Source organism: Roseovarius conchicola (assembly GCF_041403425.1).
GTDB lineage: Bacteria > Pseudomonadota > Alphaproteobacteria > Rhodobacterales > Rhodobacteraceae > Roseovarius > Roseovarius conchicola.
In genome coordinates this window covers 569,690-595,618 of the sequence record NZ_JBGEHK010000001.1, presented here as the reverse complement: position 1 = coordinate 595,618, position 25,929 = coordinate 569,690, and the positions used below count along the sequence as shown (strand labels likewise).

The window sequence follows — 25,929 nt, the reverse complement described above, 5'->3', positions numbered from 1 at the left end:
TCTAAGCGACGTGGGTTGGAATGTATAGGACTTCCATGCGCCAGGTCGCGGTGGCCTTAGTCCTGTACCCGCGTATAGGTGCCTTCACCCGCAAGGATGCCTTTGAACCCGCCGGGTTCATCGAGGCTGAAGACGATAATCGGCAGGTTGTTGTCGCGCGCAAGGGCGATTGCGCTGGCGTCCATCACCTTGAGATGTTTGGCCAGCACATCGTCATAGGTGACAGTATCATAGCGCACCGCGTCTTCATGCTGCATCGGATCCTTGTCATAAACACCGTCCACTTTAGTGCCTTTGAAGATCGCCTCGCAGGCCATTTCGTTGGCGCGCAGCGTGGCGGCCGTATCGGTTGTGAAATAAGGGTTGCCGGTGCCCGCGGCAAAGATGCAAACCCGCTTTTTTTCAAGGTGTCGCACGGCGCGACGGCGAATATAGGGCTCGGCCACTTCATCCATACGAATGGCGGTGATCACCCGGCAAAACACGCCTTCCTGTTCCAGCGCGCTTTGCATGGCCAGCGCGTTCATGACCGTGGCCAGCATCCCCATGTAATCGGCCGTTGTCCTCTCCATCCCCTGCGCGCTGCCCTGCAACCCGCGAAAGATGTTACCACCGCCGATGACCATGCAGATCTCGACACCCATGTCATGAACGCTTTTCACCTCGCGCGCGATCCGCTCGACCGTCGGCGGATGCAAGCCGAACCCTTGATCCCCCATCAACGCCTCGCCTGAAATTTTCAGCATGACACGTTTGAAACTTGCGGCGGGGATGTTGACGTCGGCCATGGGCAGCACTTTCACTTGAATGTCAGATTTGCGCGCAAGATGTCGGAATTGGGCGCAAGGTTCAATCGCAGAGTCGGCACCGTAGATGAAATTACACAAATCCGCCTCGCACCTGCGGCTAAATTTGGTTAATCCGGCGGGATGAACGGGTTTGACTTGGATATCCCGACCGACCGCCCCGTGTTGATTGCCGGGGCAACGGCCTCGGGCAAATCGGCGCTGGCAATGAAGATCGCGGCACAGGGCGGTGGTGTGATCGTCAATGCCGACGCGATTCAGATCTATGCCAACTGGCGCGTGCTAACTGCCCGACCAAGCGCCGAGGACGAGGCCACCGCCCCTCATCACCTGTTCGGTCACATCGCGTATGATCAGCCCTACTCTGCTGGCGAGTGGCTGCGCGAACTGGCCCCCTTGCTTGGTGGCCCGCAGCGCCCGATCATCGTTGGCGGCACCGGGTTGTACTTCGCCGCCCTGACCGATGGATTGGCAGAAATCCCGCAAACCCCCGGCGATATTCGCCGCAAGGCCGATGCGATGCTGCGCGATCAGGGTTTGGACGCGATGATCTCGGCGCTTGATCCCGCCACACGCGACAAGATCGATCTGCAAAACCCGATGCGCGTTCAGCGCGCGTGGGAGGTAAAGGCCACCACCGGGCGCGGGTTGGCCAGTTGGCACGCCGACACGCCTCCCCCCCTCCTGCCGCTGGATCACTGTATGCCAATCTTGCTCGATGCCGGCAAAGACTGGCTGAACAGCCGTATTGCCGCCCGGTTTGATCAGATGCTGGCCTCCGGCGCCCTGGACGAGGCGCGTGCAAACCTCTGCCACTGGGACCCGGCCCTGCCTTCGGCCAAGGCGATTGGCGCGCCTGAACTGATCGCCCATCTGCACGGCGATCTGACACTGGATCAGGCCCGCGAAAAGGCCACCATCGCGACCCGCCAGTTTGCCAAGCGACAACGCACATGGTTTCGGGCACGAATGGGCGCATGGCACCGGCTGGATCCCGCCAAACTTTAGAATTTTCAACTTTTTTCCCTGACAAGGCCATATTTGTCTGTCAAATCTGTAAAAACCGAACTGATTTCACTTGGCAGGCCGCATTTGTCCCATCACCCCCGAATACTGACCGTCACCCAATGGGCCGGTGGCGCAAACTGGTCGATGGAGCTTCAACACAGCTGCACCGATCATACGTTGATCTGGCAAACCCGTGGTCAGGGCCGCTGTGTCATTGAGGGTATCCGGCGCGGCTTTGGCGTGCACACCGCGCTTGCGATCCCCGCAGGTACGCCATTTTCAATCGAGATTAACAAGCAAACATTTGGCCTTGTCTGTCTCGTGCCCGCCCAAGGCCCGCTGTTGATGCCCGATACGCCGACGCTTTTGCGCATTCGGGAGGTGCAGGCGCAGGCCGAACTGACCGGCATTCTGGAAGCGATGCAGCGCGAGCAGAACAACAAGCGTCCCTTCATGGACGAAGGGTTGAATGCCCAAGGCGCGCTGCTGACGATCTGGTTACGACGCGCGATGATCGCCGAGGAATCCTCACCTCCGAAGCTCAGCGCCGCCGAACGTCTGGTGAGGGCTTATGCCGCCCTGATTGAACGCGACTACACCACGGGCCGGCCGATGGCGGATTACGCCCAGACGCTGGGTGTTACGCCGACCCATCTGACCCGCACCTGCCGACACTGCGCGGGCCTGACCGCCTCGGACCTGCTGACCCAGCGCAGCTTGCATGCCGCGCGCACCTTTCTCGAGCGGGGCGATCAACCTATCGCACAAATTGCAGCCCGGCTGGGGTTCAACAGTGCCGGATATTTCTCGCGCTTCGTGCAACATCACACCGGCCTGACACCATCGGCACTGCGCAAGCGCGCGCGATCAGAACCTCACGCAAATGTGGCGTGATCCGGGGCTGGTGGCGCAGCGCGATGCCCTGTAGTGTCGCGCGCATATCTACCTAGCCCGGAAGACAAAATGACCGCATCCCTGTCCCCTGCTGCCCAGACTTATGCCAAGGATTATCAGGCCAACCGCCTGTCGCGTCGCGAATTCTTAAGTCGCATGACCGCACTGGGGGTGTCTGCGGCAAGTGCGGGCGCTTTGATCGGTCTTCCAAGCCCGGTCAAAGCCCAGACAGAAATTCGTCAGGGCGGTACACTGCGCATTCAGCAAAGTGTGCGCCCGATGCGCGATCCGCGCAGTTATGATTGGAGCGAGCTGGGCAATCAAACCCGGGGTTTCCTTGAATACCTGGTGGAATATGAAGGCGATGGCAGCTTTCGCGGAATGTTGCTGGAAAGCTGGGAGGTCAATGACGACGCTACCCGCTATACCCTCACACTGCGTCAGGGCGTGACTTGGAACAATGGCGATCCCTTCACCGCTGCCGATGTGGCGCGCAATCTGGCGCGCTGGTGTGACAGCACCGCGCCCGGCAATTCGATGTCCAGCCGTTTTCCGGGGTTGATAGACGCCGCCACAGGGCAACTTCGCAGTGACGCCGTAAGCGTTGAAAACGATCATCAACTCACTCTTACACTCAGCGCGCCGGATGTGACACTTGTGGCCAATCTGTCGGATTATCCGGCCGCCATCATGCACGAAAGCTATGATGACGGGAATCCGTTTGACCACGGCATTGGCACAGGCCCCTTCCGCCCCGTTGAACTGATCGTGGGTGAGAAATGCGTGTTGGAACGCCATCCTGATCATACATGGTGGGGCACAGAGGTGTTTGGCGGTCCCTATCTCGATCGGGTGGAGTTCCTTGATTACGGGACAGATCCCTCTAACTGGGTGGCCGCTGCCGAGGCCGGTGAGGTCGATCTGCTCTATGAAACAGTCGGTGATTTCATTGATGTGATGGACACTCAGGGCTGGGTGAAGTCAGGAGCCGAAACCGCCGCCACCTGCGTGATCCGGGCCAATCAGACAGCGGATGCTGGCGATGAGCGCCCCTATAGCGACCTACGCATGCGCCGCGCATTGGCCCTGGCCGTCGATAACGAGATTTGCCTGGAACTGGGTTATTCGGGGCGCGGTACGGTGGCGGCCAATCATCACGTCAGCCCTGTTCACCCCTCTTATGCCGATATCGGCCCTGCCGAGTATAATCCAGCCGAAGCGCAGACGCTAAAAAACGAGGTTGGACAGGCTGAATTCGAACACAACCTGATCACCATCGACGACGAATGGCAGCGCAACACCGGCGATGCCGTGGCTGCCCAACTGCGCGATGCAGGGTTTGCTGTGAAACGTTCGATCCTGCCCGGTAGTGACTTTTGGCAGAACTGGCGAGATTACCCGTTTTCGCTGACTCAGTGGAACCATCGCCCACTGGCGGTTCAGGTGCTGGGTCTGGCCTATCGCAGCGGGGCCGTTTGGAACGAATCCGGCTTTGCAAATGCCGAGTTTGACGCGCTGCTGGATCAAGCCATGGCCGAGGCCGATGCCACCAAACGCCGTGATATCATGCGTCGGCTACAGACCATTCTGCGCGATGAAGCTGTGATAATTCAGCCCTTCTGGCGCACGCTTTACAATCATCACAACGGCACGCTGGTGAACGCGGACAAGCATCCATCGCATGAAATTCATCTTTATAAGATCGGATTTGCCGCCTGAACCAGGCCTAGCTGCCCCAGATTTTCCGCACGTAATTCCGGGTTTCCTTGAACGGTGGCACACCGCCGTATTTGATCACTGCCCCGGGGCCAGCGTTATAGGCCGCCAGCGCAAGGCGCCATGACCCGAAGGTGCGATATTGCTCGGCCAGATAGCGTGCGCCCCCATCGAGGTTTTGATAAGGGTCATGCGGATTGACCCGCAGCACCGAGGCTGTGCCCGGCATCAACTGCGCCAGACCAATCGCGCCTTTGTGCGAACGTGCCGTGGGCTTCCAGTTTGATTCCTGCTGCACCAGGCGCAAGAACAGGTCCTCGGGTACATTATTGCGCCGCGCGGCATCGCGCGCCATTTGCATGAACTTACCACGATACTTGCCCGAGTAACCCCGCGTCGGCAGGCCGTCATTGTTGCCCCATTTCGTGGGCGTGATCACCTTCTTGGGCTGCAGGCGTACCGAGCTTTTATACTGCTCATTGGCCCGCGTATCCAGAACGCTGGTCTGCGATTTGAACAGCTTCGTGCGGCTTTTCGACGAAAAAATATCCGCCTGAGCAACACCGGGCAAAATCATCCCTGCCGACAAAAGCATAATCGTTGTAAATTTCATAACGGGCAAATGTCCCCAAACCCTAATCGGACGTAACTATACGTGATTCTGGCTGAAATTCCAGAACCCTAAGCCAAATTGGCGACATCCTGCAGAAAAAGAGCGAATTTTATCTGGGATTTTTACCTTTCCTTCACCGCGATGGGGTGGTGTAACCACTGCTAAGTTAGACAAACCGTGAATCAGCAGGAGGTCAGAATGGCCGGATCCGTTAACAAAGTTATCCTTATCGGCAATCTGGGCCGTGACCCCGAAGTGCGTACTTTTCAGAATGGCGGCAAAGTGTGCAATTTGCGCATTGCGACCTCCGAGACATGGAAAGACCGCAATACCGGTGAGCGCAAAGAACGGACCGAGTGGCACTCGGTCGCGATCTTCCAGGAAGGTCTGGTGCGCATCGCAGAGCAATATCTGCGCAAAGGCTCCAAAGTTTACATCGAAGGTCAATTACAGACCCGCAAATGGCAGGATCAATCCGGCCAGGATCGCTACTCAACCGAGGTGGTGCTTCAGGGCTATGGTGGAACCTTAACCATGCTGGATGGCCGCAATGAAGGCGGCAGCGGCGGAGGATATGGCGGTGGCGGCCAAGGCGGCGGGTATGGCGACCCCGGCCCGTCCAGCGCGCCTGTTTCAGACCGCGGCGATATCGACGACGAAATCCCGTTCTGATCGAAAGATACCACTCGGATGTATTGTGCAAAGCCGCCCCTACCGGGCGGCTTTGTTACATCCAGAGCCACTCAATCACCCACAGGATCACCGCGACGGGGGCAGATACCGCCGAGGCAATACAGAAGGCCGCGTAGTAGGTTGGGCGCGACGCCGGGGCACGGATTCCCAACACAGGTTTATCCACTCGTTTCATAAGATCATTAACCATGAATTAGGTGTTCATCTGGTTAATCAGGGCATGGAAATCCTGCCCTGCTCTGGCGATCTGACCGCTTTTGGTCCATTGGCGATGCAACAACATCCCAGCTATCTGCACACCGTGCGGCGGATGGGACACATGGCGCAGGCACATATGATCCGCACCCAGGGACAGGTGATCGGGCGTGCGCAGGTGGTATACCGCCGCTTCGGCCCGATATCTGTGAACTGGATTGCCCGCGGACCGATCTGGACCCAAGACACGGAAAATGCGCAGAAATCGGATGCCTTGGCCGCGTTGATCCGACACCTTCCCGCCGCCACCTTCACGCTTGCGACGCCGGATCGCGCAGATACGCTTGCCTTTGGCCGACGTCAGCGTTTTCACCCTGTCATGACGCCTCAATACGTGGCTGAACTCGACCTGACGGCCCCCGAGCCAAGCCGCCTCGCGGCCCAACATGGCAAATGGCGCAACCGCCTGCGTCATGCTCAAGGACAGGGAACAACCATCAGCGACACGCCTTTTCGAACGGACCGCGACAGCCACCTTCTGGCAATCGAGGCTACCCAGCGCAAGCAGCGCCGCTACCACGCCCTGCCCCTGCCTTTCGTGCAACATTGGGCCGCCGCCAACCCGAAGGGTATCCGCATTTTCCGCGCCTTGGGCTGCGACGGGCTGCACGCTTTTATGCTGGTTCTGCTGCATCATCCCGGCGCGACCTACCATATCGGGTGGAGCAATGCCGCCGGGCGCACGGCCTCCAGCCACAACCTGTTAATGTGGCATGCCTCAAACTGGCTGGCGGACCGCGGATATACGCGGTTTGACCTTGGCGTTGTGGATACCGAACACAGCCCCGGCCTAGCGCGTTTCAAAATCAGCACCGGGGCTCAGATAGGCCCCCTCGGCCCCACCTTGCTGCGGCTTGAACGGCCTCGCCTGACATGGCGGAAATCGCGCGTAGCCTGAAATCACGTGCATTCGCTCTGGCCTTTCTGCAGGCTTCCCTGTAGGGCGCGACCAAGCATCTTGAGGAACCGCCGAAATGGACCTGCGCAACATCGCGATCATCGCCCACGTGGATCACGGAAAAACCACCCTGGTGGACGAATTGTTGAAACAATCCGGGGCCTTCCGGGAAAATCAAGCCGTCTCTGAGCGCGCCATGGACAGCAATGACCTGGAACGCGAACGCGGGATCACCATTTTCGCCAAACCCACCTCGGTCGAGTGGAAAGGCCATCGCATCAACATCGTCGATACCCCCGGCCACGCCGATTTCGGCGGCGAGGTTGAGCGGATCCTGAGCATGGTCGACGGTGTTGTGCTGTTGGTGGATGCTGCCGAAGGCCCGATGCCGCAAACCAAATTCGTGACCTCCAAGGCGCTTGCCCTGGGCCTGCGCCCCATCGTGGTTCTGAACAAGGTCGACAAGCCCGATGCCGAACCAGACCGCGCGCTGGACGAATGTTTTGATCTGTTCGCCAACCTTGATGCCAACGACGATCAACTGGATTTCCCGCATATGTATGCCTCTGGCCGCTCCGGCTGGGCCGATCATGAACTGGACGGGCCGCGCAAGGACCTCTCGGCCCTGTTTGATCTGATCGTCAATCACGTCCCTGCCCCCCGCCAGCTGGCCCACGAAAACGAAGATTTTCGCATGCTGGCGACCACGCTGGGCTCGGACCCGTTTGTGGGTCGCCTGCTGACCGGCCGCGTGGAATCGGGCAAGCTGAAGGTCGGGGCCACCGTGCAGGCTCTCAGCCGCGTGGGCCAAAAGATCGAACAATTCCGCGTCACCCGCATTCAGGCTTTCCGGGGTCTCGCCTCGGCCGACATCGATGAGGCAACAGCAGGCGATATCGTGTCCATCGCGGGCATGTCCAAGGCCACCGTGGCCGACACGATCTGTGCGCTCGCTGTGGAAGAACCGCTGGAAGCGCAACCCATCGACCCGCCCACCATCACCGTCACATTCGGCATCAACGACAGCCCGCTGGCAGGCCGGGACGGTAAGAAAGTCCAGTCTCGTGTGATCCGCGAACGTCTGATGAAAGAGGCGGAATCCAACGTCGCGATCCGCGTTTCCGACACACCCGGCGGCGAGGCGTTCGAGGTTGCAGGCCGCGGCGAATTGCAGATGGGCGTGTTGATCGAAAACATGCGCCGTGAAGGGTTCGAGCTGTCAATCTCGCGCCCTCAGGTTCTGTTGCGTGATGGTGAAAACGGCGAACGGCTGGAACCTATCGAAGAGGTCACCATTGATGTGGATGACGACTATTCCGGTGCGGTGATCGAGAAAATCACCGGCGCCCGCAAAGGCGAGCTGGCCGAGATGAAGCCCGCTGGCGCTGGCAAGACCCGGATCATCGCTCATGTCCCCTCGCGTGGGCTGATCGGCTATCACGGCGAATTCCTGACCGATACGCGTGGCACCGGCGTTCTGAACCGCGTGTTCCACGGCTGGGCCCCGCATAAAGGCGCAATACCGGGACGGCGCGCAGGCGTTCTGATCTCGATGGAGAACGGCGATGCGGTGGCTTATGCGCTGTGGAATCTGGAAGAGCGGGGCAAGATGTTCATCACCCCGCAGGAAAAGGTCTATACCGGCATGATTATCGGCGAACACAGCCGCGAAAATGATCTTGAGGTGAACCCGCTCAAGGGCAAGAAGCTGACCAACGTCCGCGCCAGTGGCACCGACGAGGCCGTGCGCCTGACCACGCCCGTGATCATGAGCCTGGAACAGGCAATTGCCTATGTCGATGATGATGAGCTGGTCGAGGTAACGCCCAGTTCGATCCGCCTGCGCAAGCGCTATCTTGATCCGCATGAGCGCAAGCGGATGTATAAAACGACCTAGTCGAAGATCGGTTCCAATTCGTCACCTACCGAGACACAGCCCGGCTCCAGCACTTCGGCGTAATACCCGCCATGCCCGCGCATCGCATTATAGCCACCCGTTCCCAGCGCCTTTTCCATGCGCGAACAGGGGCTGCAGGGTTTGGTCAACTGAATAACGGCACTGCCAAGCCTAAGGCGATCATGGCGCAGTGCGACAAGGTTGATGCCCTCGATAACGATATTGCGACGTAAATCTTCCGGCTGAACCTCGGCCAAACCCGTCAAAGCGGCGATCACCGGAAGATGTTCAGCTTGAATCACAGTCAGCGCCCTTGGTCCGGGCTTTGCATGGTCGCCAACCAACCCATCTTCCAAAATCCCGGCGGACGGAACGCTTTGGACCGCCGCACGGCGTTCGGATCGCAGCCCGATCCAACGCACCTTCCCAACCGCCGCGTGGCGCTGACGAAGGCTGCGCAGGGGAGATGTCACTCAGTTGTCTCGACGATCAGCAAATCGCGCTCGGACGCGCCGCGCGCATGGCTCAGCGCCTCTTGATATTCGGGGCTGTGATAACAAGTTTCGGCCGCCTCGACAGACGGAAACTTGGCCACCACATTGCGGGGTCGATCCGTGCCTTCCAGCTGCACGTAACGCCCCGCGCGCGCGATGAAGTACCCGCCATGCTTTTCAATCGCAGGTCCGGCCAGTTTGGCGTATTTTCCATAGGCTTCTTCGTCAGTTACAGTCACATGGGCAATCCACAGGGCTGGCATCTCTTATCCTCCGATCACGGCTTTGGCCGCATCTATGGCGGCGTCAGCATTGCTGGCATCCTTGGCGCCACCTTGGGCCATATCCGCGCGGCCCCCGCCGCCCTTACCGCCTAACTCGACCACAGCGGCCTTGACCAGATCGACTGCCGACACTGTACCGGTCAGGTCATCTGTCACGCCCGCGGCTACGGCCACCTTGCCGTCACTTTCGCCGATCAGCAAGATCGCGCCCGAGCCCAGCTTGGACTTGTGCTCATCAATCAAAGGGGGCAGGTCCTTGCCAGACACACCGGACATGACTTGTGCGACGAACTTCACACCGTTCACGTCCTCGGGCGCAGCGCCGGCGCCCTGCCCGGCTCCACCGGCCATCGCAAGCTCGCGGCGCAGCTGCGCCACTTCGTTAGCCAGTGCCTTGCGCTCGTCCTGCAAGGCCTTTACGCGATCCACGAGCTCTTCCGGGCGCGCCTTCATCTCACCGGCAAGGGCACGGACCGTGGCGTCCTGACTGTTGAGATATGCCAATGCAGCAGGACCCGTCAGCGCCTCAATCCGACGCACACCGGAACTGGACGCACTATCACCCAGGCTGACAAACAAGCCGATATCGCCGGTCTTGCTCACATGTGTGCCGCCGCAGAGTTCGATCGAATAGGTCTGTTTATCAAGGCCCTTGCCCGACCCATCCTCGCGGCCCATCGAGACTACGCGCACCTCGTCGCCGTATTTCTCGCCAAACAGCGCCTGCGCGCCAATCTCGCGCGCGTCATCCGGCGTCATGATCCGGGTTTCCACAGGGCTATTCTGACGGATATAGTCGTTCACTTCCGTTTCAACCTGCACCAGTTCCGCGTCAGTAAGCGCCTTGGAATGGCTGAAATCAAAGCGCAACCTGTCGTCGGCATTCAACGATCCACGCTGTGCCACGTGATCACCAAGCGCATTGCGCAACGCCTCGTGCAGCAAGTGAGTGGCCGAATGGTTGGCACGAATAGCAGCCCGGCGCGCGTGATCCACCTCAAGCTGGGCCGCTTGCCCCGGTTCAATCCGTCCATCCGTAACTTCGCCCACATGCAGGAAAACGCCTGCCACCTTGCGGGTGTCGGTGACACGCACAGTTGCGCTCTCGGTTTTCAGGGCCCCGCTGTCGCCCACCTGACCACCGGCTTCGGCGTAAAACGGCGTCTGGTTCAGAACCACCTGCACGGTTTCTCCCGCCCCTGCTGCATCAATCCGCGCACCATCACGGACCAAGGCCACAACCTGCCCTTCTGCGGTCTCAGTGTCATATCCGAGGAAATCGGTTACGCCGTCCGCGTCGGCGATATCGAACCAGATCGTGGCGTCCGCCGCTTCGCCCGAACCGGCCCACGCTGCGCGCGCTTGCGCTTTTTGTTCGGCCATGGCGGCATCGAAACCGGCCACATCCACTTCGCGCTTCTTCTCACGCAGGGCATCCTGCGTCAGATCGAGCGGGAAACCATAAGTATCATAGAGCTTGAACGCGGTCTCGCCAGGTAGGTTCGCACCATCCGGCAGTTTCGCCAGTTCGTCATCCAGCAGGCGCAATCCGCGATCCAGGGTCTGCTTGAACCGGGTTTCTTCCAATTCCAGTGTTTCCTGGATCAACGCCTGCGCCTGTCCCAACTCCGGAAAGGCCTGCCCCATCTGCGCAACCAATGCGGGCACAAGACGATGCATCACCGGGTCCTTGCTGCCCAGTTGATGCGCATGGCGCATGGCCCGGCGCATGATCCGGCGCAGAACATAGCCGCGCCCCTCGTTGGACGGCATCACGCCATCAGAAATCAGGAAAGAAGTCGAGCGCAGGTGATCCGCAATCACTCGGTGGTGGATATTGCCGGAACCGTCCGGGTCGCTGTTGGTCGCATCGGCGCTGGCCTCAATCAGGCTGCGGATCAGATCGGTGTCGTAATTGTCATGTTTGCCCTGCAGCAGCGCGCCAATCCGCTCCAGCCCCATACCGGTATCGATTGACTGCATTTCAAGATCGATCTGGCTGCCATCCTCGAACCGCTCGTTCTGCATGAAAACAAGGTTCCAGATTTCGATAAACCGGTCGCCGTCTTCCTCGGCGCTGCCCGGAGGACCACCCCAGATCTCAGGGCCATGATCATAGAAAATCTCGGTACACGGACCGCAGGGGCCGGTCGCGCCCATCGACCAGAAATTGTCATCTGTGGCGATACGGATAATCCGGTCATCGCTGAGGCCGGCATGTTTTTTCCAGATCTCGGCGGCCTCGTCATCGGTGTGATAGACCGTGACCAGAAGCTTGGATTTATCCAACCCAAAATCCTGCGTCAACAGATCCCAGGCCATCGGAATTGCTTCTTCCTTGAAGTAATCCCCAAAGCTGAAATTCCCCAACATTTCAAAGAAGGTATGGTGGCGCGCCGTGTAGCCTACATTATCCAGATCATTGTGTTTGCCGCCCGCGCGCACGCATTTCTGGCTGGTCGTTGCGCGTTTGTAGTCGCGGTGTTCCACCCCGGTGAACAGATTCTTGAACTGCACCATGCCCGAGTTCGTGAACATCAGGGTAGGATCGTTGCGCGGCACGAGGGGCGAGCTATCGACGATCGTGTGACCGTGTTTTTCGAAGAAGTTCAGAAAGGTCGAGCGGATATCGTTCAGGCTGGGCATGGGGCGTCTCTTTTGCGCGGCGATCGGGGGCGTCAGGCTGATTTAGCCGCCGCCACCGCGCATGTCCACAGCAAGAAAAAACCCGAGGGTGCGCCCCCCGGGTCATCTCAATCATTTTGCGATGGGATCAAACCTCGATGATATCCTCGCCGCCCTCTTCGCGTTCGCCCTCGGGCATATCAAAATCCAGGCCATGCGCAGCGCGGATCTTATCCTCGATTTCATAGGCGATATGGGTATTTTCCTTCAGGAAGCCCTTGGCGTTTTCGCGGCCCTGCCCAATGCGCTCATCCCCATAGCTGAACCAACTGCCGGATTTCTCGACCACGCCGGCCTTAACGCCAAGGTCAAGCAGTTCGCCCGTCTTGCTGATGCCTTCGCCATACATGATATCGAACTCGACCTGCTTGAAGGGCGGAGCCACCTTGTTCTTGACCACTTTCACCCGTGTGGCATTGCCGACCACCTCGTCGCGATCCTTGATCGCGCCGATGCGGCGAATATCCAGCCGAACCGAGCTATAGAATTTCAATGCGTTGCCGCCGGTTGTGGTTTCAGGGCTACCAAACATCACGCCGATTTTCATGCGGATCTGGTTGATGAAAACCACTGTACATTTGCTGCGGTTGATCGAACCGGTCAGCTTGCGCATCGCCTGGCTCATCAGGCGGGCATGCACACCAACACTGCTGTCGCCCATATCCCCTTCCAGTTCGGATTTCGGGGTCAGGGCAGCGACCGAGTCAACCACGATCATGCTGACCGCACCCGAGCGCACCAGCGTATCGACAATCTCCAAAGACTGCTCGCCGGTGTCGGGTTGTGAGATCAGCAGCTCGTCCAGATCAACACCGAGCTTCTTGGCATAGATCGGATCAAGCGCATGTTCGGCATCCACAAAGGCGCAGACACCGCCCTTTTTTTGCTCCTCCGCAATGCAATGCAGCGTCAGAGTAGTTTTACCCGAGCTTTCAGGTCCGTAGATTTCCACGATGCGGCCTTTCGGCAGGCCGCCGATTCCCAACGCGATATCCAAGCCCAGCGAACCTGTCGATGTCGAGGCGATATCCTGCGCAGGATTGTCCGCCCCCAGTTTCATAATCGAGCCTTTGCCGAACTGCCGTTCGATCTGGGCCAACGCGCTGTCCAGCGCCTTTTGCTTGTCTGCGTTCGACTTGCTGTCCATTGTCAAAACATCTGCCATTGCCATGAGTTCGCCTTCCTTATTCCACACCCGGTTGCGGGCAGCAATCACTGCCTTCGTTCACCTCTTGTTCTGCATCTTATGGAGACAAAAAGAGAACATTTCAAGAAAATTGTTTGTATCTCATCTTTTGTCCGGAATGGTTAAAGAGTAGTTTACGCCAATGGCCAGTCTTGGCGAAAATGCAGGATCGCGTTCAAAATGTTGGTTTTTTCCTCGGCCAAACTGGTGTTTTTGTCGGTCCCCAAAACCGGTTCCACCGCATATGAGCAAGCGCTTTTACCGGTGGCTTCCATGGTGGTCAGTGCCCCGCCCGAGCTGAAACATGCGCCGGTCTTTCGATACAATCGGTTTTATCGCCCCGCACTTGAGAAATTTATCGGCACCGATCTGGAGGTGTTGGCCGTGATGCGCGAACCGATTGACTGGCTCGGCAGCTGGTACCGGTATCGTCAACGGCCTGCCCTTGATGGTCATCGCAGTTCGACCAAAGGGATCAGTTTCGATGAATTTGTTGAGGCTTACATGAAGGGGCAACGCCCGGCCTTTGCCAATGTCGGCTCACAAGCCAAGTTTCTGGAACCCCAAGCCAACGGAACGGCTGTCACACATCTTTTCCAGTATGAGGACCCGGACGGTTTGAATGGGTTTCTGGAAGGTCGCCTTGGGGTGAACCTGAAAACAGACCGGTTGAACTCTTCACCCAAAATGACTTTGGAGCTCTCCGAGAAGACCGCGCAAAAGTTTCGCCGCAAGTGTGGAGATGAGTATCGCCTTTGGTCATCCATCAAAGGCGACGGGCGCTACACACCGCTGGAGGGCTAGCAGTTCAGGCGATTTGACGCTGGACGGTTTCAGTGAGTTCAGTCAGTGAAAATGGCTTCGGCAAGAACACCGAGTTTGGAATTTTTGCTTGCGTGTCGCCAAAGGTTTCCTCGGCGTAACCTGACATAAACACCACGCGTACGTCCGGGCGATCCTTGAGCGCTTCTTGCACCCAGCTGGGTCCATCGATTCCCGGCATCACCACATCGGAAACAAACACGTTCACCTTAAGGTCCGGATCACTCAGCAACTCCAAAGCGTCTTCTGCCGATTCCGCCTCAAGCACTGTCAGTCCACGCAACTGCAACGCGCGGCTGGCGAAAGCCCGTACCGGCGCTTCATCCTCGACCAACAGAACAACACCCTCGGCCTGCGGCATGGCAGCACCCGTGTCGGCCACCCTGGGTTTTGGTGCATCCAGGTCAGCGCTCACATCATGGGCAGGCAGCAACACCTGGAAACAAGCGCCCTCCCCCAATGAGCTGTCCACAAAAATAAATCCACCCGTCTGTTTGACGATGCCGTAAGCCGTAGACAAGCCAAGGCCCGTGCCCTCACCCACCCGTTTAGTGGTGAAAAACGGCTCGAACACTTTCTGAAGCTTGTCCGGGCCAATCCCTTCGCCCTGGTCAATCACCTTGATCGACACATAGCGCCCGGGGGCAACCACAGCACGATCCCGGCTCAGGGGTTCTTCCAGAACCAAGTTTTGCGTCTCGATCCTGATCTCTCCGCCCTTTTCCATCGCATCGCGCGCGTTTACGACGAGATTCATGATCACCTGCTCAAGCTGGCGTTTGTCAGCCCGGGTGGCCGACAAGGTGGGATCGTGGCTGAGCGACAAGGTCACTTTTTCACCCACCAGCCGGTTCAAAAGGTGCGCCAGATCCGACAGCGTATCGCGCATATCAATGACCTCAGGGCGCAGGGTCTGTTTGCGCGAATAAGCCAGCAACTGACCAACCAGCGCAGCCGCGCGATTGGCGTTCTGGTTAATCTGCATCAGATCCGCATAGTCCGCATCGCCCTGATCATGGCGCAACAGCAACAAATCACAATGCCCGGAAATCGCCGTCAGAAGGTTATTGAAATCATGCGCAACACCACCGGCAAGTTGTCCTATCGCTTGCATTTTCTGGCTCTGGACGAACTGTTCTTCCAGCGATTTGAGCTTGGTTGCGTCGTTCAGAACCGCGATCAACACCGGCTGACCATTCTCGGACATGCGGTTCAGCATCACCTGTATGAAAACTTCGCTGTCATCGCGTTTGACACGCAGCGTTTCAGATTGGATTGTTCCGCGCCCGGCCGCAGCGTCCCCCAACCAATCGCTGATCGAACGTCCCAACCCCTCGGTCAGATCACCAAAGCTTTTGCCTTTGCAGTGTTCAACGCCCAACAGATCGCGTGCCATCCGGTTTGACAGCAGAATATCCCCATCACGCGCCAGCTTGAGCAACGGAACAGGCAGATCATCAAGCACGGCATCATCGCTGGGCCTGTCACCCTTGTTCGCTTGCTCGCTGTCGCTGGGCATCAGGAAAATCTCACGCCGCCCGGCGGTACCTTCCAGCTCCATCGCAAAGCATGAGACAGGACCATCCTTCGTATGAATCATGTTCATCTGACCCGGACGCAACGGCAAGGAGACACAAATACGATCTAACGTCCGCACCCGCCCACCAATCAAGTCACGCGCAGCGGTATTCATGAACAGTACCCCATCATTGCGTCCTAGCGTAAAGGTCGGCAGAGGCAGTGCTGCATCATCGCGCAGCGGGCGATCGGCTGACTTCTCGATCCGCCACAGGAAGCGCTCAGGGCCTGCACGATGCACGGAAATCATCACATGCCCCGCGCGGGTGACTACATCCTCAAAGGCTGAACCTTGGGCAGCGGCGCGCGTTTCAAGGCGAAACAGGATCGCGCCAGGGTTGGCCAGGGTCGAACGCAACACCCCAGCCAGTGTTGTGGCACCTTCGGCATCCAGTTGGTTTCGTGCTGCTGGGTTGAGATACACGATGGCGCCATCCGGCCCGGTCACCACACTGGGTGCAGTGTCATCGCCAATGATCTGAGGCAGTATCTTGGCCGTGCGCGCATCGGAATCTCGGGCCAGCTTCACCAAAGCCAGCACCCAGACGAACGACATCATCAGTGTCAGCCCGATGCTGACAAACGCGATTTGCACGAGGCCTGTCGGGGAAATCGCCGCTGCCGCCAGAAAACCCAAGGCCGCCAAGAGGATCACCCATGAGCTATGCTTGCTTTCCTGTGCAGCCTTACTGATCGGCCCTGCAACGCCGGATAAAAATGCCAATAGTCTTACCCTTGGGTAACGATTCTCTGGCGCATCTTTTCGTCAAAACACTTAATCGGTGTTTAACATCTGTGCGCATTACACGTCAGGATTGAGTATTTGCACCATCTTTGCAACGCATAATCGCAAGAAAGAAGCCGTCTCCTCCGTCCGAGATCGCCCAACGATGTTGCGCCACACAGCACCAACCGGGGTGAGCCGCCAAAAACCGGGCAACCTGGTCGTCATTCTCCTGTTTCAGAACCGAGCATGTGGCATAGGCCAGCGCGCCGTCATCCGCCAGATACTGCATGGCGTCGGACAGAATAGCCGCTTGCAGCGCCAATACCTCGTCCAGCCGCTGGGGTGTAAGGGTCCATTTCGCTTCGGGCGTGCGCCGCCATGTGCCACTGCCGGAACAAGGCACATCGCAAAGGATCAGGTCGAATGGGCCAGCACTAGAGAGATCTTCTTTGCCCAACTGCGTCACATTCACGCCGGCCCGTGTTGCGCGCGTAGGCAAATCTTTCATACGTTGCGGCAGACCATCATGGACAAACCATCGTGCCTCGGCGCGTCCGGCCAGAGCCAACGTTTTGCCGCCACCCCCGGCGCAGAAATCCAGCACCTTACCGCCATCGGGAACAGGGATTTGCTCCATGGCGGCCTGGCTGGATCCATCCTGCAACTCGATCCATCCATCTCGGAACGCGGCTGAACCCGAAACACGCCGTGCGCCCTCGGTGATCAGGACAGCACTTTCGGCAATCGGGTGGGCAGAGGCAGTAACCCCCTCATCAGCCAAAGCCACAATCGTCTCTGGCACAGTCGCCTTGGCCAGATTGGTGCGCGCCATGATGGGGGCACGGTCGCGCAAGCTGCCCGCGGCCTGCTCAGCATCTTCGCCTAAGGACAAGCGAAACTCCTGCATGACCCAGTCCGGAAGATCGCAGAGATCCTCCGACGTTGCGGTCCCCGCAGTTTGCTCGTTTTCGCTCAGCATGTCTGGCGCATAGGTCTGACCCGAGAAGATGCCGTCCGGCGCAATGCCTTGATCGCGCAGCGCTCCGATCATAAGGCCACGACCCGTCAGGGTGCCTCCCAGAGCGGCATAGGAACGACGACAACGCAGCGCCTGAAAGACATGGTCGCGCACCGCAGCGCGATCCTTGGAGCCCGCAAAGCGCGACCGGCGCGCCCAGTTGCTAAGGGCCTTTTCCGCAGGAACACCATCGAGATTGGCGTCCAGCACCTCAATCGCCGCCTGAACACGCGCTGCCGGGGTCATAAGACAACCTGAACTTTGCCGGGCAACATATTGTTTTTACGATCCAACCCGGTAATTCGGGCTTTCCCGTGTGATCTGGACGTCGTGGACGTGGCTTTCGCGCAGGCCTGCACCAGTGATCTTAACGAAGGCGCAGTTCGTGCGCATCTCGTCCACCGTGGCACAACCGGTATAGCCCATCGCCGCACGCAAACCGCCCACCAGCTGGTGAATCACCGTTCCGGCACCACCCTTGTAGGGCACCTGCCCTTCAATACCTTCCGGCACCAGCTTGTCACTGGCGGCATCTTTCTGGAAGTAACGATCCGCCGACCCGCGCGCCATCGCACCAAGGCTGCCCATGCCGCGATAGGCTTTGAACGACCGGCCCTGATAGAGGATTACTTCACCGGGGCTTTCATCGGTGCCCGCCAACATTGAGCCGACCATCGCACAGGACGCCCCGGCCGCAATCGCCTTGGCAAAATCGCCCGAGAATTTAATGCCGCCATCGGCGATCACCGGTACATTTCCGGCACCTTCAGCGCAATCTACAATGGCAGTCAGCTGCGGCACACCGACACCGGCGACCATACGGGTGGTGCAAATGCTTCCTGGGCCGATGCCCACCTTCACCGCATCCGCCCCAGCCCCAATCAAAGCGCGTGTCGCTTCGGCAGTGGCAACGTTACCGGCTACGATCTGCACCTCGTTCGACAATTGCTTGGCGCGCTCGACGGCCACCGCAACGCCTTCGGAGTGTCCGTGGGCGGTGTCGATCACGATCATGTCGACTCCGGCATCTACAAGCGCCTGCGAGCGTTCAAAGCCAGCATCCCCAACGGTCGAGGCTGCGGCCACGCGCAACCGCCCCAGCTTGTCTTTGCAGGCAGTGGGGTTCAGCACGGCTTGCTCGGTGTCTTTCAGCGTCAGCAAACCAGTCAGCTTGCCCTCGCCATCCGTGACCAGCAGCTTTTCGATGCGCCGCGCTTTCATCAACGATTTGGCCTCTTCCAGCTCGGCAGGTTCATGCAGGATCGCCAGATCATCACTTGTCATCATCACGCTGACCGGGGTCTTGTCATCCTCGGCAAAGCGCATGTCGCGATTGGTGACGATGCCCACCACGCGGTTGTCACTATCCACCACCGGAAAGCCGGTGACACGATAGCGTTCTTGCAGCGCCTTGGCATCGGCCAGCGTCTGATCCGCCGTCAGGGTAATGGGGTTATAGACAATACCACTTTCAAACCGCTTCACGCGGCGGACCTCGCGAGCCTGTTCGTCAATATCCAGGTTACGATGGATCACGCCCATGCCACCGGTCTGGGCCATGCAGATCGCCATGCGCCCTTCGGTCACCGTGTCCATTGCCGAACTCAGCAGGGGGATATTCAGGTCGATCGAATTGGTCACCCGCGTGCGGGTGTCGGCGGTGTTGGGCAACACGCTGGACTTGGCAGGAACCAGTAGAACATCATCGAAGGTAAGGGCCTCACGAATCTCCATTGCATCACTCCTCGGGCATGGGTCGTTTGGCGGTTCCCTATCTCATGGATTGGGACCAGAGGAAAGGCCAATTCGTGGTGGACCTCTACCCTATTTCGGGCCACGCTGCGGTCGGACCACTTTATGGAGGGCTGGACATGGCATCGCATGGGTATGAGGCGGGGCGGCTGAACCTGCCTTTCGTTGGAATTTCAACCTTTGGCAAGCGACCCTATGTAGAAGATTGGAGCGCGATTGATGCCGATGCCTGCATCCTTGGCGCCCCCTTTGATGCAGGCACGCAGTGGCGTTCTGGCGCGCGGTTCGGGCCGCGGGGCGTGCGTGAGGCCAGCACCTTGTTCAGCTTTGGCCATGCGGGTGCCTATGATCACGAGGATGATGCCACCTACCTCCCCGGCGACGTACGCATCGTTGATCTAGGTGATGCCGATATCGTGCACACTGACACGATCCAAAGCCACGCCAATATCGAGATGGGCGTGCGCGCGATCCTGAAAGCGGGCGCCCTGCCCGTAATCATTGGCGGAGATCACTCGATCAACATCCCTTGCGTCAACGCCTTTGACGATCAGGGCGACATACATATCCTGCAAATCGATGCGCATCTCGATTTCGTCGATGAACGCCATGGCGTGCGCAACGGCCATGGCAACCCGATGCGCCGAGCTGCCGAGAAACCCTATGTCACGGGCCTCACCCAGTTGGGCATTCGCAATGTCAGCTCCACGGCCAAGGAAGGTTACGAAGACGCCCGCGCACGGGGTTCGGACATCCTGTCGGTCCGGCAGGTACGCTCGCTGGGCCCCGAGGCCACAGCGGCGCGCATCCCCAAAGGCGCGCGGGTCTACATCACCATCGACATTGATGCCTTCTGCCCGTCAATCGCGCCCGGCACAGGGACGCCAAGCCATGGCGGTTTCCTTTACTACGATGTGCTGGAGATCCTGCAACGCGTGGCGCAGACCCACGAGGTGGTTGGAATTGATCTGGTCGAGGTAGCGCCGGATTACGATCCCACCGGATCAACCTCGATCCTTGCTGCACAGGTCTTGTTGAACCTGCTGGGGTTCATTTTTCATGAACGCGGATAAGATGCCGTAGGGCGGGGTTCACCCCGCCATCTGCGCCAGCAAAGCAGAATAATTCGGCAGCCCGAACTGCGCCCCCATCACCTCGGCCCATTTCGCATCCAGACGGGCGCGAATCTCATCGCTGACCGCCGCTTTCCCCTGCCCGGCCTTGCCGGTGCTAACCTTGGTTGAAACGCCGTCGGGCGGCAATCCACAACGCGGATCAAGAATGGCGCGCAGGTAATGGTCATCAAATTGACCCGCATGGGCTTTCATAAACCGAAAATCAGCCTGCTTTGTCGCCAGCGCCACCCGGTCCTCCGGATAATCACCCATGAAGTCGGCCACCTGTTGCACTGCGCCGGGCAGGTCCTGTTTCATATGTTCAAACGCCAGCAGCAGCACATCCGGGTTGTCCCGCTGCCCCCACCAGGACGCTGTGTGCAGCCAGTAGTTAAAGCTACCACGGCGGCTCAGAACATAGTCGGCAAACTGGTCCAGCGAGACACTCCCGCTTTCAAAATGCCAGCCATCCAGAAACTTATAAAAAGACAAGAACGCATCCACCGGATCGCGCATCACGACGATGTAACGCCCACCCTTGGGAATCTCATCCCAGCCGAGATGGCTTTTGAAGGCGTGGGGCCGCGCCTTTTGCGGCGCGTGGATGTCGAGGTTCAGATCATGTGCCAGCTCAATCCAGGGTACAACTTCGGTGATCTCGCCAAAATCCATATCCCCGCCCGTGCGCAAGCCATGCACGATCTGCTGCATCCAGGTGGTGCCGCATTTGGCGTAAGGAGAGATGAAAATATCCGTCGGGTCCGGTTGATAGGCCAGCCCTTTTGCAAAGCCTTCGTCCGTGGCGAAGGCAGCGGTTTGCTTTTCCATCTGGGCAATGCTTGTGGGGCGCTTCATGGCTCGTCCTTTTCCGGTACCGGATCATAGCCTGAGCAGCCCCAGGGATGACAGCGCCCGATGCGCTTGGCCGCCAGCCAGCCGCCTTTCAACCCGCCATGTTTCTGCAGGGCGTCCAGCGCATATTGGCTGCAGGTGGGTTGATATCGGCAGTTGAAGCCCACCCAAGGGCTAAAGACCAGCCGATAAGCCTTGACCGGCAAGGCCAGAAGATGAGCCAACGGTGTCATCTGTGTAACTTTGCAAGGGCCGAGATCAGATCGCGGCGCATATCGTCGAAATCGCGGCTCACGGTCGCCTCGGGTTTGCCAATCAGCACATAATCCCAGCCAGAGCGCGCCTTGATGCTCAAAACCTCTTGCACAAGCGCGCGCAGCCGTCGTTTGGCGCGGTTGCGCAGCACGGCGTTTCCAACTTTTTTTGAACACGTAAAGCCAACACGCACGGCAGGATCGCTGTCTTGACGATCCCGCGCTTGAACCAGCATCGAGGGGGTGCCCTGCCGCTTGGCACGGGCCGCAGCCAGAAACTCGGGCCGGGTGCGCATAGGGACAAGGCAAAGCGAAGCCGCCGGGGGCGTCATCCCCGTGGTATCCTCGGGGGCCTCCGGCGGCATCAATTCAATACACCTGTAAAACTGGCGCTTACGCGCTCAGCGACTTGCGGCCACGGGCGCGGCGCGCGTTCAGGATTTTGCGGCCCGCTTTGGTGGCCATCCGGGCGCGAAAGCCGTGACGGCGTTTGCGAACCAGGTTCGAGGGTTGGTAGGTGCGTTTCATCGCTCCGTCTCCGACTTAATGGGGCGCTGGCACGACTCGCCGCGCTCCCTGATCTATCCGAAGCCCGGTCAATAGAAGGGAATGTTTCATAAGTCAAACCCGGGAACGCGGTTTTGCAACAAAAACCACGCCACCACGCGGCGTCAATGTTACAAAAGCCGAAAAACACCGCCGAGAGCCCCAAAATCAATCACCCGCTATCACCCAACCGTGAGGGCTGTAGCATTCCCACCGCCCCCCGCGCATTTTGAGGGAGAACGAAATCAAACCGGATATCGACCCCATGGAAGATGTGACTCCTCAAGAGCGCCCCAGCCTTCTGCGCCACGCGCCACTGGCCGCCATTCTGACCGCTGCCGTGGTTGGCTATTTCACCCTGGGGGACTACCTCAGCTTTGAGACGTTACGTGAAAACCGCGAGGCGTTGATCGCTTTTCGCGACAGTCACTTTATTGCATTGGTGGCAGCGTTCATCGCCATCTACTTTACGATTGTCGCCTTTTCCCTGCCCGGCGCTGCCGTTGCCTCGGTCACTGGCGGCTTTCTGTTTGGCCTCGGGTTGGGTACCGCTTTCAACGTTACAGCTGCCACCTTGGGGGCTATTGCGATCTTCCTGGCCGCCCGTGCCGGACTTGGTCGGTCGATGGCCGCCAAGATGGAGGCCTCTAACGGCACGTTGGGAAAGTTGAAGAAAGGGCTGGCGGAGAATGAAATTTCAGTACTTTTCCTTCTTCGCCTTGTGCCGGTCGTGCCGTTTTTTGTCGCCAATCTGTTGCCCGCTCTTGTCGGTGTGAAATTCGTCAACTTCGTCTGGACCACCGTTCTGGGCATCATTCCCGGGGCCATCGTGTTCACATGGATTGGCGTTGGCTTGGGTGAGGTGTTTGATCGCGGCGAAAGCCCGGACCTGTCACTGCTGTGGTCGCCACAAATCATCGGACCAATTCTGGGCCTTGCAGCACTGGCTGCCCTGCCCATCGTGATCAAAGCCATTCGTGGCAAGAAGGACATCTGAGACATGACTGATCTGAAAGCAGACCTGCTGGTCATCGGGGCCGGCTCGGGTGGGCTGTCTGTCGCCGCCGGAGCCGTGCAAATGGGGGCCTCGGTGATCCTTCTGGAAGGGCACAAGATGGGCGGTGACTGCCTGAATTATGGCTGTGTGCCCTCCAAAGCGCTGATTGCCTCGGGCAAAGCGGCCTATGCGCAGGCCCATGCTGGCAAGTACGGCGTGGCCGATGTTTCCCCTTCGGTCGACTATGCTGCCGCCAAGGACCATGTGCATGATGTGATCGCCCAAATCGCCCCAGTCGACAGCGTCGAACGTTTTGAAGGGTTGGGCGTGCAAGTCATTCAGGAATACGGCGAATTCATCTCGCCCGCACAAGTGAAGGCGGGCAACAACATCATCAGCGCGCGCCGCACTATCATCGCAACCGGGTCATCCCCTTTCGTGCCCCCCATCCCCGGACTCGACACGGTGCCTTACGAGACCAACGAGACCCTGTTTGAGCTGCGCGAGCAGCCCAAGCACCTGCTCATCATCGGCGGCGGCCCGATTGGCATGGAAATGGCACAGGCCCATCGCCGTCTGGGCAGCGACGTGACCGTGATCGAAGGCATGAAGGCGCTGGGAAATGACGACCCGGAAATGGCCGCGATCGTGCTGGATAATCTGCGCGCCGAGGGGATCGAGATCGCCGAGGATGCCATGGCCGCCGAAATCCGCGGCACGGCGGGCGCAATTGAAGTTGAGGCCAAAGATGGCCGCATCTTCAAAGGAACGCATTTGCTGATGGCCGTCGGGCGCAAGACCAACACTGACAAACTGAATCTTGAGGTAGCCGGAATCGAAACCACCCGCCGGGGCATCAAGGTGGATGAAAGCCTGAAAACCACCAACAAGAAGGTTTATGCCATCGGGGATGTCGCAGGCGGGCTGCAGTTCACCCATGTCGCTGGCTACCACGCTGGTGTCATCATCCGCTCGGCCCTGTTTGGCCTGCCGGCCAAGCAACGCACCGATCATATACCCTGGGCCACCTATACCGACCCGGAGCTGGCCCATGTCGGCCTGACCGAAACGCAAGCGCGCGACGAACACGGTGATAAGCTGGAAGTCGTACGCTTTCACTATGAACATAACGATCGCGCCATTGCAGAACGCAAAACCAGGGGCCTGATCAAGGTCATGGTTGTCAAAGGCCGCCCTATCGGGGCCTCGATTGCCGGGTATCAGGCGGGTGAGCTGATCAATCTCTGGGCGCTGGTGCTGGCCAACAAGATGAAGATGAAACATGTCGCCGCTATGGTCGCGCCCTACCCGACGATTGGCGAGATCAACAAACGCGCCGCAGGGGCCTATTTCTCACCGCGCTTGTTTGATAACCCTACGGTCAAGAAAGTGGTGGGCCTTGTTCAACGATGGCTTCCCTGACGCAGAAACAGGCGTGAACGCATGAATTCACTCTCGGGCAGATTCCTGATCCTGACGGCGATCTTCGTTATGATCGCAGAAGTCCTGATCTTTGTGCCGTCCATTGCGCGCTATCGCGAGGATTTCCTGATGTCGCGACTGGAGCGGGCGCAAATCGCATCGCTGGCGCTTCTCGCCAATGATGCAATCGACGCCGGGCTGCAGGAAGAACTGCTGGACAATGCAGGTGTTTTTAACGTCGTGCTGCGCCGGGACGAAGCCCGTCAGCTGGTTCTGGCCTCGCCAATCCCGCTGCCGATCTCGGAAACATTCGATCTGCGTGATCCCGGCGCGTTTGAACTGATCGGCGATGCGATTGCCCGGCTGATGGAACCTGACAACGAGGTGATCCGCGTGATCGGAGAACCCACACGTATGGGCGGGTTACTGATCGAGGTGACACTGGAAACACGCGAATTACGCAGCGCGCTGGTGGATTACGGGATACGCATTCTGATCCTGTCGCTGGTGATTTCTCTGATTACAGCTGTTCTTTTGAACCTTGCCGTGCGGCGCTTGTTGGTCAAACCGATCCGCCGGGTGGTGGGACACATGAAATCCTACGCCGCCGCCCCACAGGACGCCCGGCTGGTGATCAAACCCTCGGCCGGTGTGACCGAGCTGCGCGAAGCCGAGGAAACCCTGCAGAGCATGCAGACGCAGCTGACCAGCGCCCTGAAACAGCGCGAGCGGCTGGCGCAGCTTGGGTCAGCTGTGGCCAAGGTCAGCCACGATCTGCGCAACATCCTGACCAGTGCGCAACTGTTCACCGACCGCATCGAGATGAGCGAAGACCCAAGTGTGAAACGCATGGCCCCCAAGCTGGTCAACTCGATCACCCGGGCCGTGCATCTGTGTGAAAGCACGCTGGCCTTTGGCAAGGCCGAAGAACCCGCCCCCACCATGACGATGTTTCAGTTGGTGGATATCGTCCACGACGTGATCGACAGCGAACGTTTGTCGGTCGCAGATCATGACCTCAGCTTCTCTGAAGATATCCCGACCGGCATGATGATCCGGGGCGACACGGAACAGCTGTATCGCGTGGTGTCTAACCTTGTGCGCAATGCGCGTCAGGCGATTGTCGGTAGCGGCAAACCCGGTGAAATCAGTGTCTCGGCCTCGGAAACCGAAACCGACTGGTGCATTCGCGTCACCGATACCGGACCGGGTCTGCCCAACAAGGCCAAGGACCACCTGTTTGAGCCGTTTCAGGGCGGCACCACCCGCGGCGGCACCGGTCTGGGCCTGTCGATCGCGATGGAACTGGTCGCCGGGCATGGCGGCGAATTGACGCTTGAGCGCACAGGCAGCACAGGCACCGCCTTTGTCATCAGGCTGCCCAAGGGCGATATGCTGACCACGGTGTAAATTCTGC

Annotated in this window: 25 protein-coding genes; 11 read left to right on the top strand and 14 right to left on the bottom strand. The window is 58.9% G+C overall.

Annotated elements, in window-relative coordinates; genetic code table 11:
- Positions 1-56: 56 nt before the first annotated feature.
- Complete coding sequence (gene pyrH / locus V6N02_RS02765) at positions 57-788, bottom strand: UMP kinase (protein WP_371223958.1); 732 nt, start codon at positions 786-788, stop codon at positions 57-59.
- A gap of 141 nt (positions 789-929) precedes the next feature.
- Between pyrH and miaA the strand changes: the two genes are divergently transcribed.
- From miaA to V6N02_RS02750, 3 genes are all read left to right on the top strand, one after another.
- Positions 930-1,814 (top strand): tRNA (adenosine(37)-N6)-dimethylallyltransferase MiaA, encoded by an 885-nt coding sequence (gene miaA, locus V6N02_RS02760; RefSeq protein ID WP_371223957.1) that lies wholly within the window; start codon positions 930-932, stop codon positions 1,812-1,814.
- Between the two features lie 84 nt (positions 1,815-1,898).
- On the top strand, positions 1,899-2,708 hold the full coding sequence (locus tag V6N02_RS02755) for a helix-turn-helix domain-containing protein (RefSeq protein ID WP_371223956.1): 810 nt from the start codon (positions 1,899-1,901) through the stop codon (positions 2,706-2,708).
- Between the two features lie 69 nt (positions 2,709-2,777).
- Complete coding sequence (locus tag V6N02_RS02750; RefSeq protein WP_371223955.1) at positions 2,778-4,427, top strand: ABC transporter substrate-binding protein; 1,650 nt, start codon at positions 2,778-2,780, stop codon at positions 4,425-4,427.
- Positions 4,428-4,434: 7 nt separating this feature from the next.
- Here the strand turns inward: V6N02_RS02750 and V6N02_RS02745 are convergent, their stop codons facing one another.
- A complete protein-coding gene (locus V6N02_RS02745) occupies positions 4,435-5,019 on the bottom strand; it encodes a lytic transglycosylase domain-containing protein (protein WP_371223954.1) in 585 nt (194 codons plus the stop codon).
- A 216-nt stretch (positions 5,020-5,235) separates the two neighbouring features.
- Here V6N02_RS02745 and ssb point away from each other — a divergent pair, with 216 nt between their 5' ends.
- Positions 5,236-5,709: a single-stranded DNA-binding protein gene (ssb, locus tag V6N02_RS02740; protein WP_371223953.1), complete on the top strand. Its 474-nt coding sequence runs from the start codon at positions 5,236-5,238 to the stop codon at positions 5,707-5,709.
- Positions 5,710-5,764: 55 nt separating this feature from the next.
- On the opposite strand, the gene V6N02_RS02735 is transcribed toward ssb, so the two are convergent.
- Positions 5,765-5,920 (bottom strand): hypothetical protein, encoded by a 156-nt coding sequence (locus V6N02_RS02735; protein ID WP_371223952.1) that lies wholly within the window; start codon positions 5,918-5,920, stop codon positions 5,765-5,767.
- A gap of 30 nt (positions 5,921-5,950) precedes the next feature.
- On the opposite strand from V6N02_RS02735, the gene V6N02_RS02730 reads away from it, so the two are divergent.
- Together V6N02_RS02730 and typA are read left to right on the top strand one after the other, a co-directional pair.
- Entirely contained in the window at positions 5,951-6,883 is a 933-nt protein-coding gene (locus V6N02_RS02730; protein WP_371223951.1) for a GNAT family N-acetyltransferase, read from the top strand.
- A gap of 76 nt (positions 6,884-6,959) precedes the next feature.
- Complete coding sequence (gene typA / locus V6N02_RS02725) at positions 6,960-8,780, top strand: translational GTPase TypA (protein ID WP_371223950.1); 1,821 nt, start codon at positions 6,960-6,962, stop codon at positions 8,778-8,780.
- On the opposite strand, the gene V6N02_RS02720 is transcribed toward typA, so the two are convergent.
- The 4 genes from V6N02_RS02720 to recA all read right to left on the bottom strand — a co-directional run bounded on the left by V6N02_RS02720 (position 8,777) and on the right by recA (position 13,414).
- The gene (locus tag V6N02_RS02720) at positions 8,777-9,253 is read right to left on the bottom strand and encodes an MOSC domain-containing protein (protein ID WP_371223949.1); all 477 of its coding nucleotides are present in this window, start codon (positions 9,251-9,253) and stop codon (positions 8,777-8,779) included. The two genes, typA and V6N02_RS02720, sit on opposite strands and share 4 nt — an antisense overlap.
- Positions 9,250-9,537, bottom strand: a complete 288-nt coding sequence (locus tag V6N02_RS02715) for a DUF1330 domain-containing protein (protein ID WP_371223948.1) — start codon at positions 9,535-9,537, stop codon at positions 9,250-9,252. Before V6N02_RS02715 ends, V6N02_RS02720 begins: the two co-directional genes overlap by 4 nt.
- A 3-nt stretch (positions 9,538-9,540) precedes the next feature.
- Complete coding sequence (gene alaS / locus V6N02_RS02710) at positions 9,541-12,204, bottom strand: alanine--tRNA ligase (RefSeq protein ID WP_371223947.1); 2,664 nt, start codon at positions 12,202-12,204, stop codon at positions 9,541-9,543.
- A 127-nt stretch (positions 12,205-12,331) separates the two neighbouring features.
- Positions 12,332-13,414 carry a recombinase RecA gene (gene recA, locus V6N02_RS02705; RefSeq protein ID WP_371223945.1) on the bottom strand — a complete coding sequence of 361 codons (1,083 nt, stop codon included), beginning with the start codon at positions 13,412-13,414 and terminating at the stop codon, positions 12,332-12,334.
- 195 nt (positions 13,415-13,609) lie between these two features.
- On the opposite strand from recA, the gene V6N02_RS02700 reads away from it, so the two are divergent.
- Entirely contained in the window at positions 13,610-14,233 is a 624-nt protein-coding gene (locus tag V6N02_RS02700; RefSeq protein WP_371223944.1) for a gamma-glutamyl kinase, read from the top strand.
- A 4-nt stretch (positions 14,234-14,237) separates the two neighbouring features.
- Here V6N02_RS02700 and V6N02_RS02695 read toward each other — a convergent pair whose 3' ends face one another.
- The 3 genes from V6N02_RS02695 to guaB form a co-directional block, all read right to left on the bottom strand.
- Complete coding sequence (locus V6N02_RS02695; RefSeq protein ID WP_371223943.1) at positions 14,238-16,553, bottom strand: PAS domain-containing sensor histidine kinase; 2,316 nt, start codon at positions 16,551-16,553, stop codon at positions 14,238-14,240.
- 85 nt (positions 16,554-16,638) lie between these two features.
- Positions 16,639-17,820, bottom strand: coding sequence for an RsmB/NOP family class I SAM-dependent RNA methyltransferase (locus tag V6N02_RS02690; protein WP_371223942.1), 1,182 nt, complete (start codon positions 17,818-17,820; stop codon positions 16,639-16,641).
- 36 nt (positions 17,821-17,856) lie between these two features.
- Entirely contained in the window at positions 17,857-19,308 is a 1,452-nt protein-coding gene (gene guaB / locus V6N02_RS02685; protein WP_371223941.1) for an IMP dehydrogenase, read from the bottom strand.
- Between the two features lie 137 nt (positions 19,309-19,445).
- Between guaB and speB the strand changes: the two genes are divergently transcribed.
- Positions 19,446-20,399, top strand: a complete 954-nt coding sequence (gene speB, locus V6N02_RS02680; protein ID WP_371224557.1) for an agmatinase — start codon at positions 19,446-19,448, stop codon at positions 20,397-20,399.
- A gap of 18 nt (positions 20,400-20,417) precedes the next feature.
- Here the strand turns inward: speB and V6N02_RS02675 are convergent, their stop codons facing one another.
- From V6N02_RS02675 to rpmH, 4 genes are read right to left on the bottom strand one after another with little or no spacing between them, the layout of a single operon-like run.
- Positions 20,418-21,296, bottom strand: coding sequence for a sulfotransferase domain-containing protein (locus V6N02_RS02675; RefSeq protein ID WP_371223940.1), 879 nt, complete (start codon positions 21,294-21,296; stop codon positions 20,418-20,420).
- Positions 21,293-21,526 carry a membrane protein insertion efficiency factor YidD gene (yidD, locus tag V6N02_RS02670; RefSeq protein ID WP_371223939.1) on the bottom strand — a complete coding sequence of 78 codons (234 nt, stop codon included), beginning with the start codon at positions 21,524-21,526 and terminating at the stop codon, positions 21,293-21,295. The genes V6N02_RS02675 and yidD overlap by 4 nt, the downstream gene beginning before the upstream one ends.
- A complete protein-coding gene (rnpA, locus tag V6N02_RS02665) occupies positions 21,523-21,915 on the bottom strand; it encodes a ribonuclease P protein component (RefSeq protein WP_371223938.1) in 393 nt (130 codons plus the stop codon). The genes yidD and rnpA overlap by 4 nt, the downstream gene beginning before the upstream one ends.
- A 25-nt stretch (positions 21,916-21,940) precedes the next feature.
- Positions 21,941-22,075 (bottom strand): 50S ribosomal protein L34, encoded by a 135-nt coding sequence (rpmH, locus tag V6N02_RS02660; protein WP_005980833.1) that lies wholly within the window; start codon positions 22,073-22,075, stop codon positions 21,941-21,943.
- 283 nt (positions 22,076-22,358) lie between these two features.
- Between rpmH and V6N02_RS02655 the strand changes: the two genes are divergently transcribed.
- From V6N02_RS02655 to V6N02_RS02645, 3 genes are read left to right on the top strand one after another with little or no spacing between them, the layout of a single operon-like run.
- Positions 22,359-23,090: a TVP38/TMEM64 family protein gene (locus tag V6N02_RS02655; protein ID WP_371223937.1), complete on the top strand. Its 732-nt coding sequence runs from the start codon at positions 22,359-22,361 to the stop codon at positions 23,088-23,090.
- Positions 23,091-23,093: 3 nt separating this feature from the next.
- Positions 23,094-24,512 (top strand): dihydrolipoyl dehydrogenase family protein, encoded by a 1,419-nt coding sequence (locus V6N02_RS02650; protein WP_371223936.1) that lies wholly within the window; start codon positions 23,094-23,096, stop codon positions 24,510-24,512.
- A 21-nt stretch (positions 24,513-24,533) separates the two neighbouring features.
- A complete protein-coding gene (locus V6N02_RS02645; protein ID WP_371223935.1) occupies positions 24,534-25,922 on the top strand; it encodes a sensor histidine kinase in 1,389 nt (462 codons plus the stop codon).
- The last annotated feature ends 7 nt before the right edge of the window (positions 25,923-25,929 follow it).

Excerpts from the sequence above, each read along its gene's own strand:
- V6N02_RS02735 (WP_371223952.1), bottom strand. The coding sequence starts at position 5,920 with ATGGTTAATGATCTTATGAAACGAGTGGATAAACCTGTGTTGGGAATC.
- ssb (WP_371223953.1), top strand. The coding sequence starts at position 5,236 with ATGGCCGGATCCGTTAACAAAGTTATCCTTATCGGCAATCTGGGCCGT.
- pyrH (WP_371223958.1), bottom strand. The coding sequence starts at position 788 with ATGGCCGACGTCAACATCCCCGCCGCAAGTTTCAAACGTGTCATGCTG.
- miaA (WP_371223957.1), top strand. The coding sequence starts at position 930 with ATGAACGGGTTTGACTTGGATATCCCGACCGACCGCCCCGTGTTGATT.
- V6N02_RS02675 (WP_371223940.1), bottom strand. The coding sequence starts at position 21,296 with ATGAAGCGCCCCACAAGCATTGCCCAGATGGAAAAGCAAACCGCTGCC.
- V6N02_RS02730 (WP_371223951.1), top strand. The coding sequence starts at position 5,951 with ATGGAAATCCTGCCCTGCTCTGGCGATCTGACCGCTTTTGGTCCATTG.
- V6N02_RS02690 (WP_371223942.1), bottom strand. The coding sequence starts at position 17,820 with ATGACCCCGGCAGCGCGTGTTCAGGCGGCGATTGAGGTGCTGGACGCC.
- guaB (WP_371223941.1), bottom strand. The coding sequence starts at position 19,308 with ATGGAGATTCGTGAGGCCCTTACCTTCGATGATGTTCTACTGGTTCCT.
- V6N02_RS02715 (WP_371223948.1), bottom strand. The coding sequence starts at position 9,537 with ATGCCAGCCCTGTGGATTGCCCATGTGACTGTAACTGACGAAGAAGCC.
- rpmH (WP_005980833.1), bottom strand. The coding sequence starts at position 22,075 with ATGAAACGCACCTACCAACCCTCGAACCTGGTTCGCAAACGCCGTCAC.
- V6N02_RS02645 (WP_371223935.1), top strand. The coding sequence starts at position 24,534 with ATGAATTCACTCTCGGGCAGATTCCTGATCCTGACGGCGATCTTCGTT.
- typA (WP_371223950.1), top strand. The coding sequence starts at position 6,960 with ATGGACCTGCGCAACATCGCGATCATCGCCCACGTGGATCACGGAAAA.
- V6N02_RS02700 (WP_371223944.1), top strand. The coding sequence starts at position 13,610 with ATGTTGGTTTTTTCCTCGGCCAAACTGGTGTTTTTGTCGGTCCCCAAA.
- alaS (WP_371223947.1), bottom strand. The coding sequence starts at position 12,204 with ATGCCCAGCCTGAACGATATCCGCTCGACCTTTCTGAACTTCTTCGAA.
- recA (WP_371223945.1), bottom strand. The coding sequence starts at position 13,414 with ATGGCAATGGCAGATGTTTTGACAATGGACAGCAAGTCGAACGCAGAC.
- V6N02_RS02745 (WP_371223954.1), bottom strand. The coding sequence starts at position 5,019 with ATGCTTTTGTCGGCAGGGATGATTTTGCCCGGTGTTGCTCAGGCGGAT.
- V6N02_RS02655 (WP_371223937.1), top strand. The coding sequence starts at position 22,359 with ATGGAAGATGTGACTCCTCAAGAGCGCCCCAGCCTTCTGCGCCACGCG.
- speB (WP_371224557.1), top strand. The coding sequence starts at position 19,446 with ATGGCATCGCATGGGTATGAGGCGGGGCGGCTGAACCTGCCTTTCGTT.
- V6N02_RS02750 (WP_371223955.1), top strand. The coding sequence starts at position 2,778 with ATGACCGCATCCCTGTCCCCTGCTGCCCAGACTTATGCCAAGGATTAT.
- yidD (WP_371223939.1), bottom strand. The coding sequence starts at position 21,526 with ATGACACCGTTGGCTCATCTTCTGGCCTTGCCGGTCAAGGCTTATCGG.
- V6N02_RS02650 (WP_371223936.1), top strand. The coding sequence starts at position 23,094 with ATGACTGATCTGAAAGCAGACCTGCTGGTCATCGGGGCCGGCTCGGGT.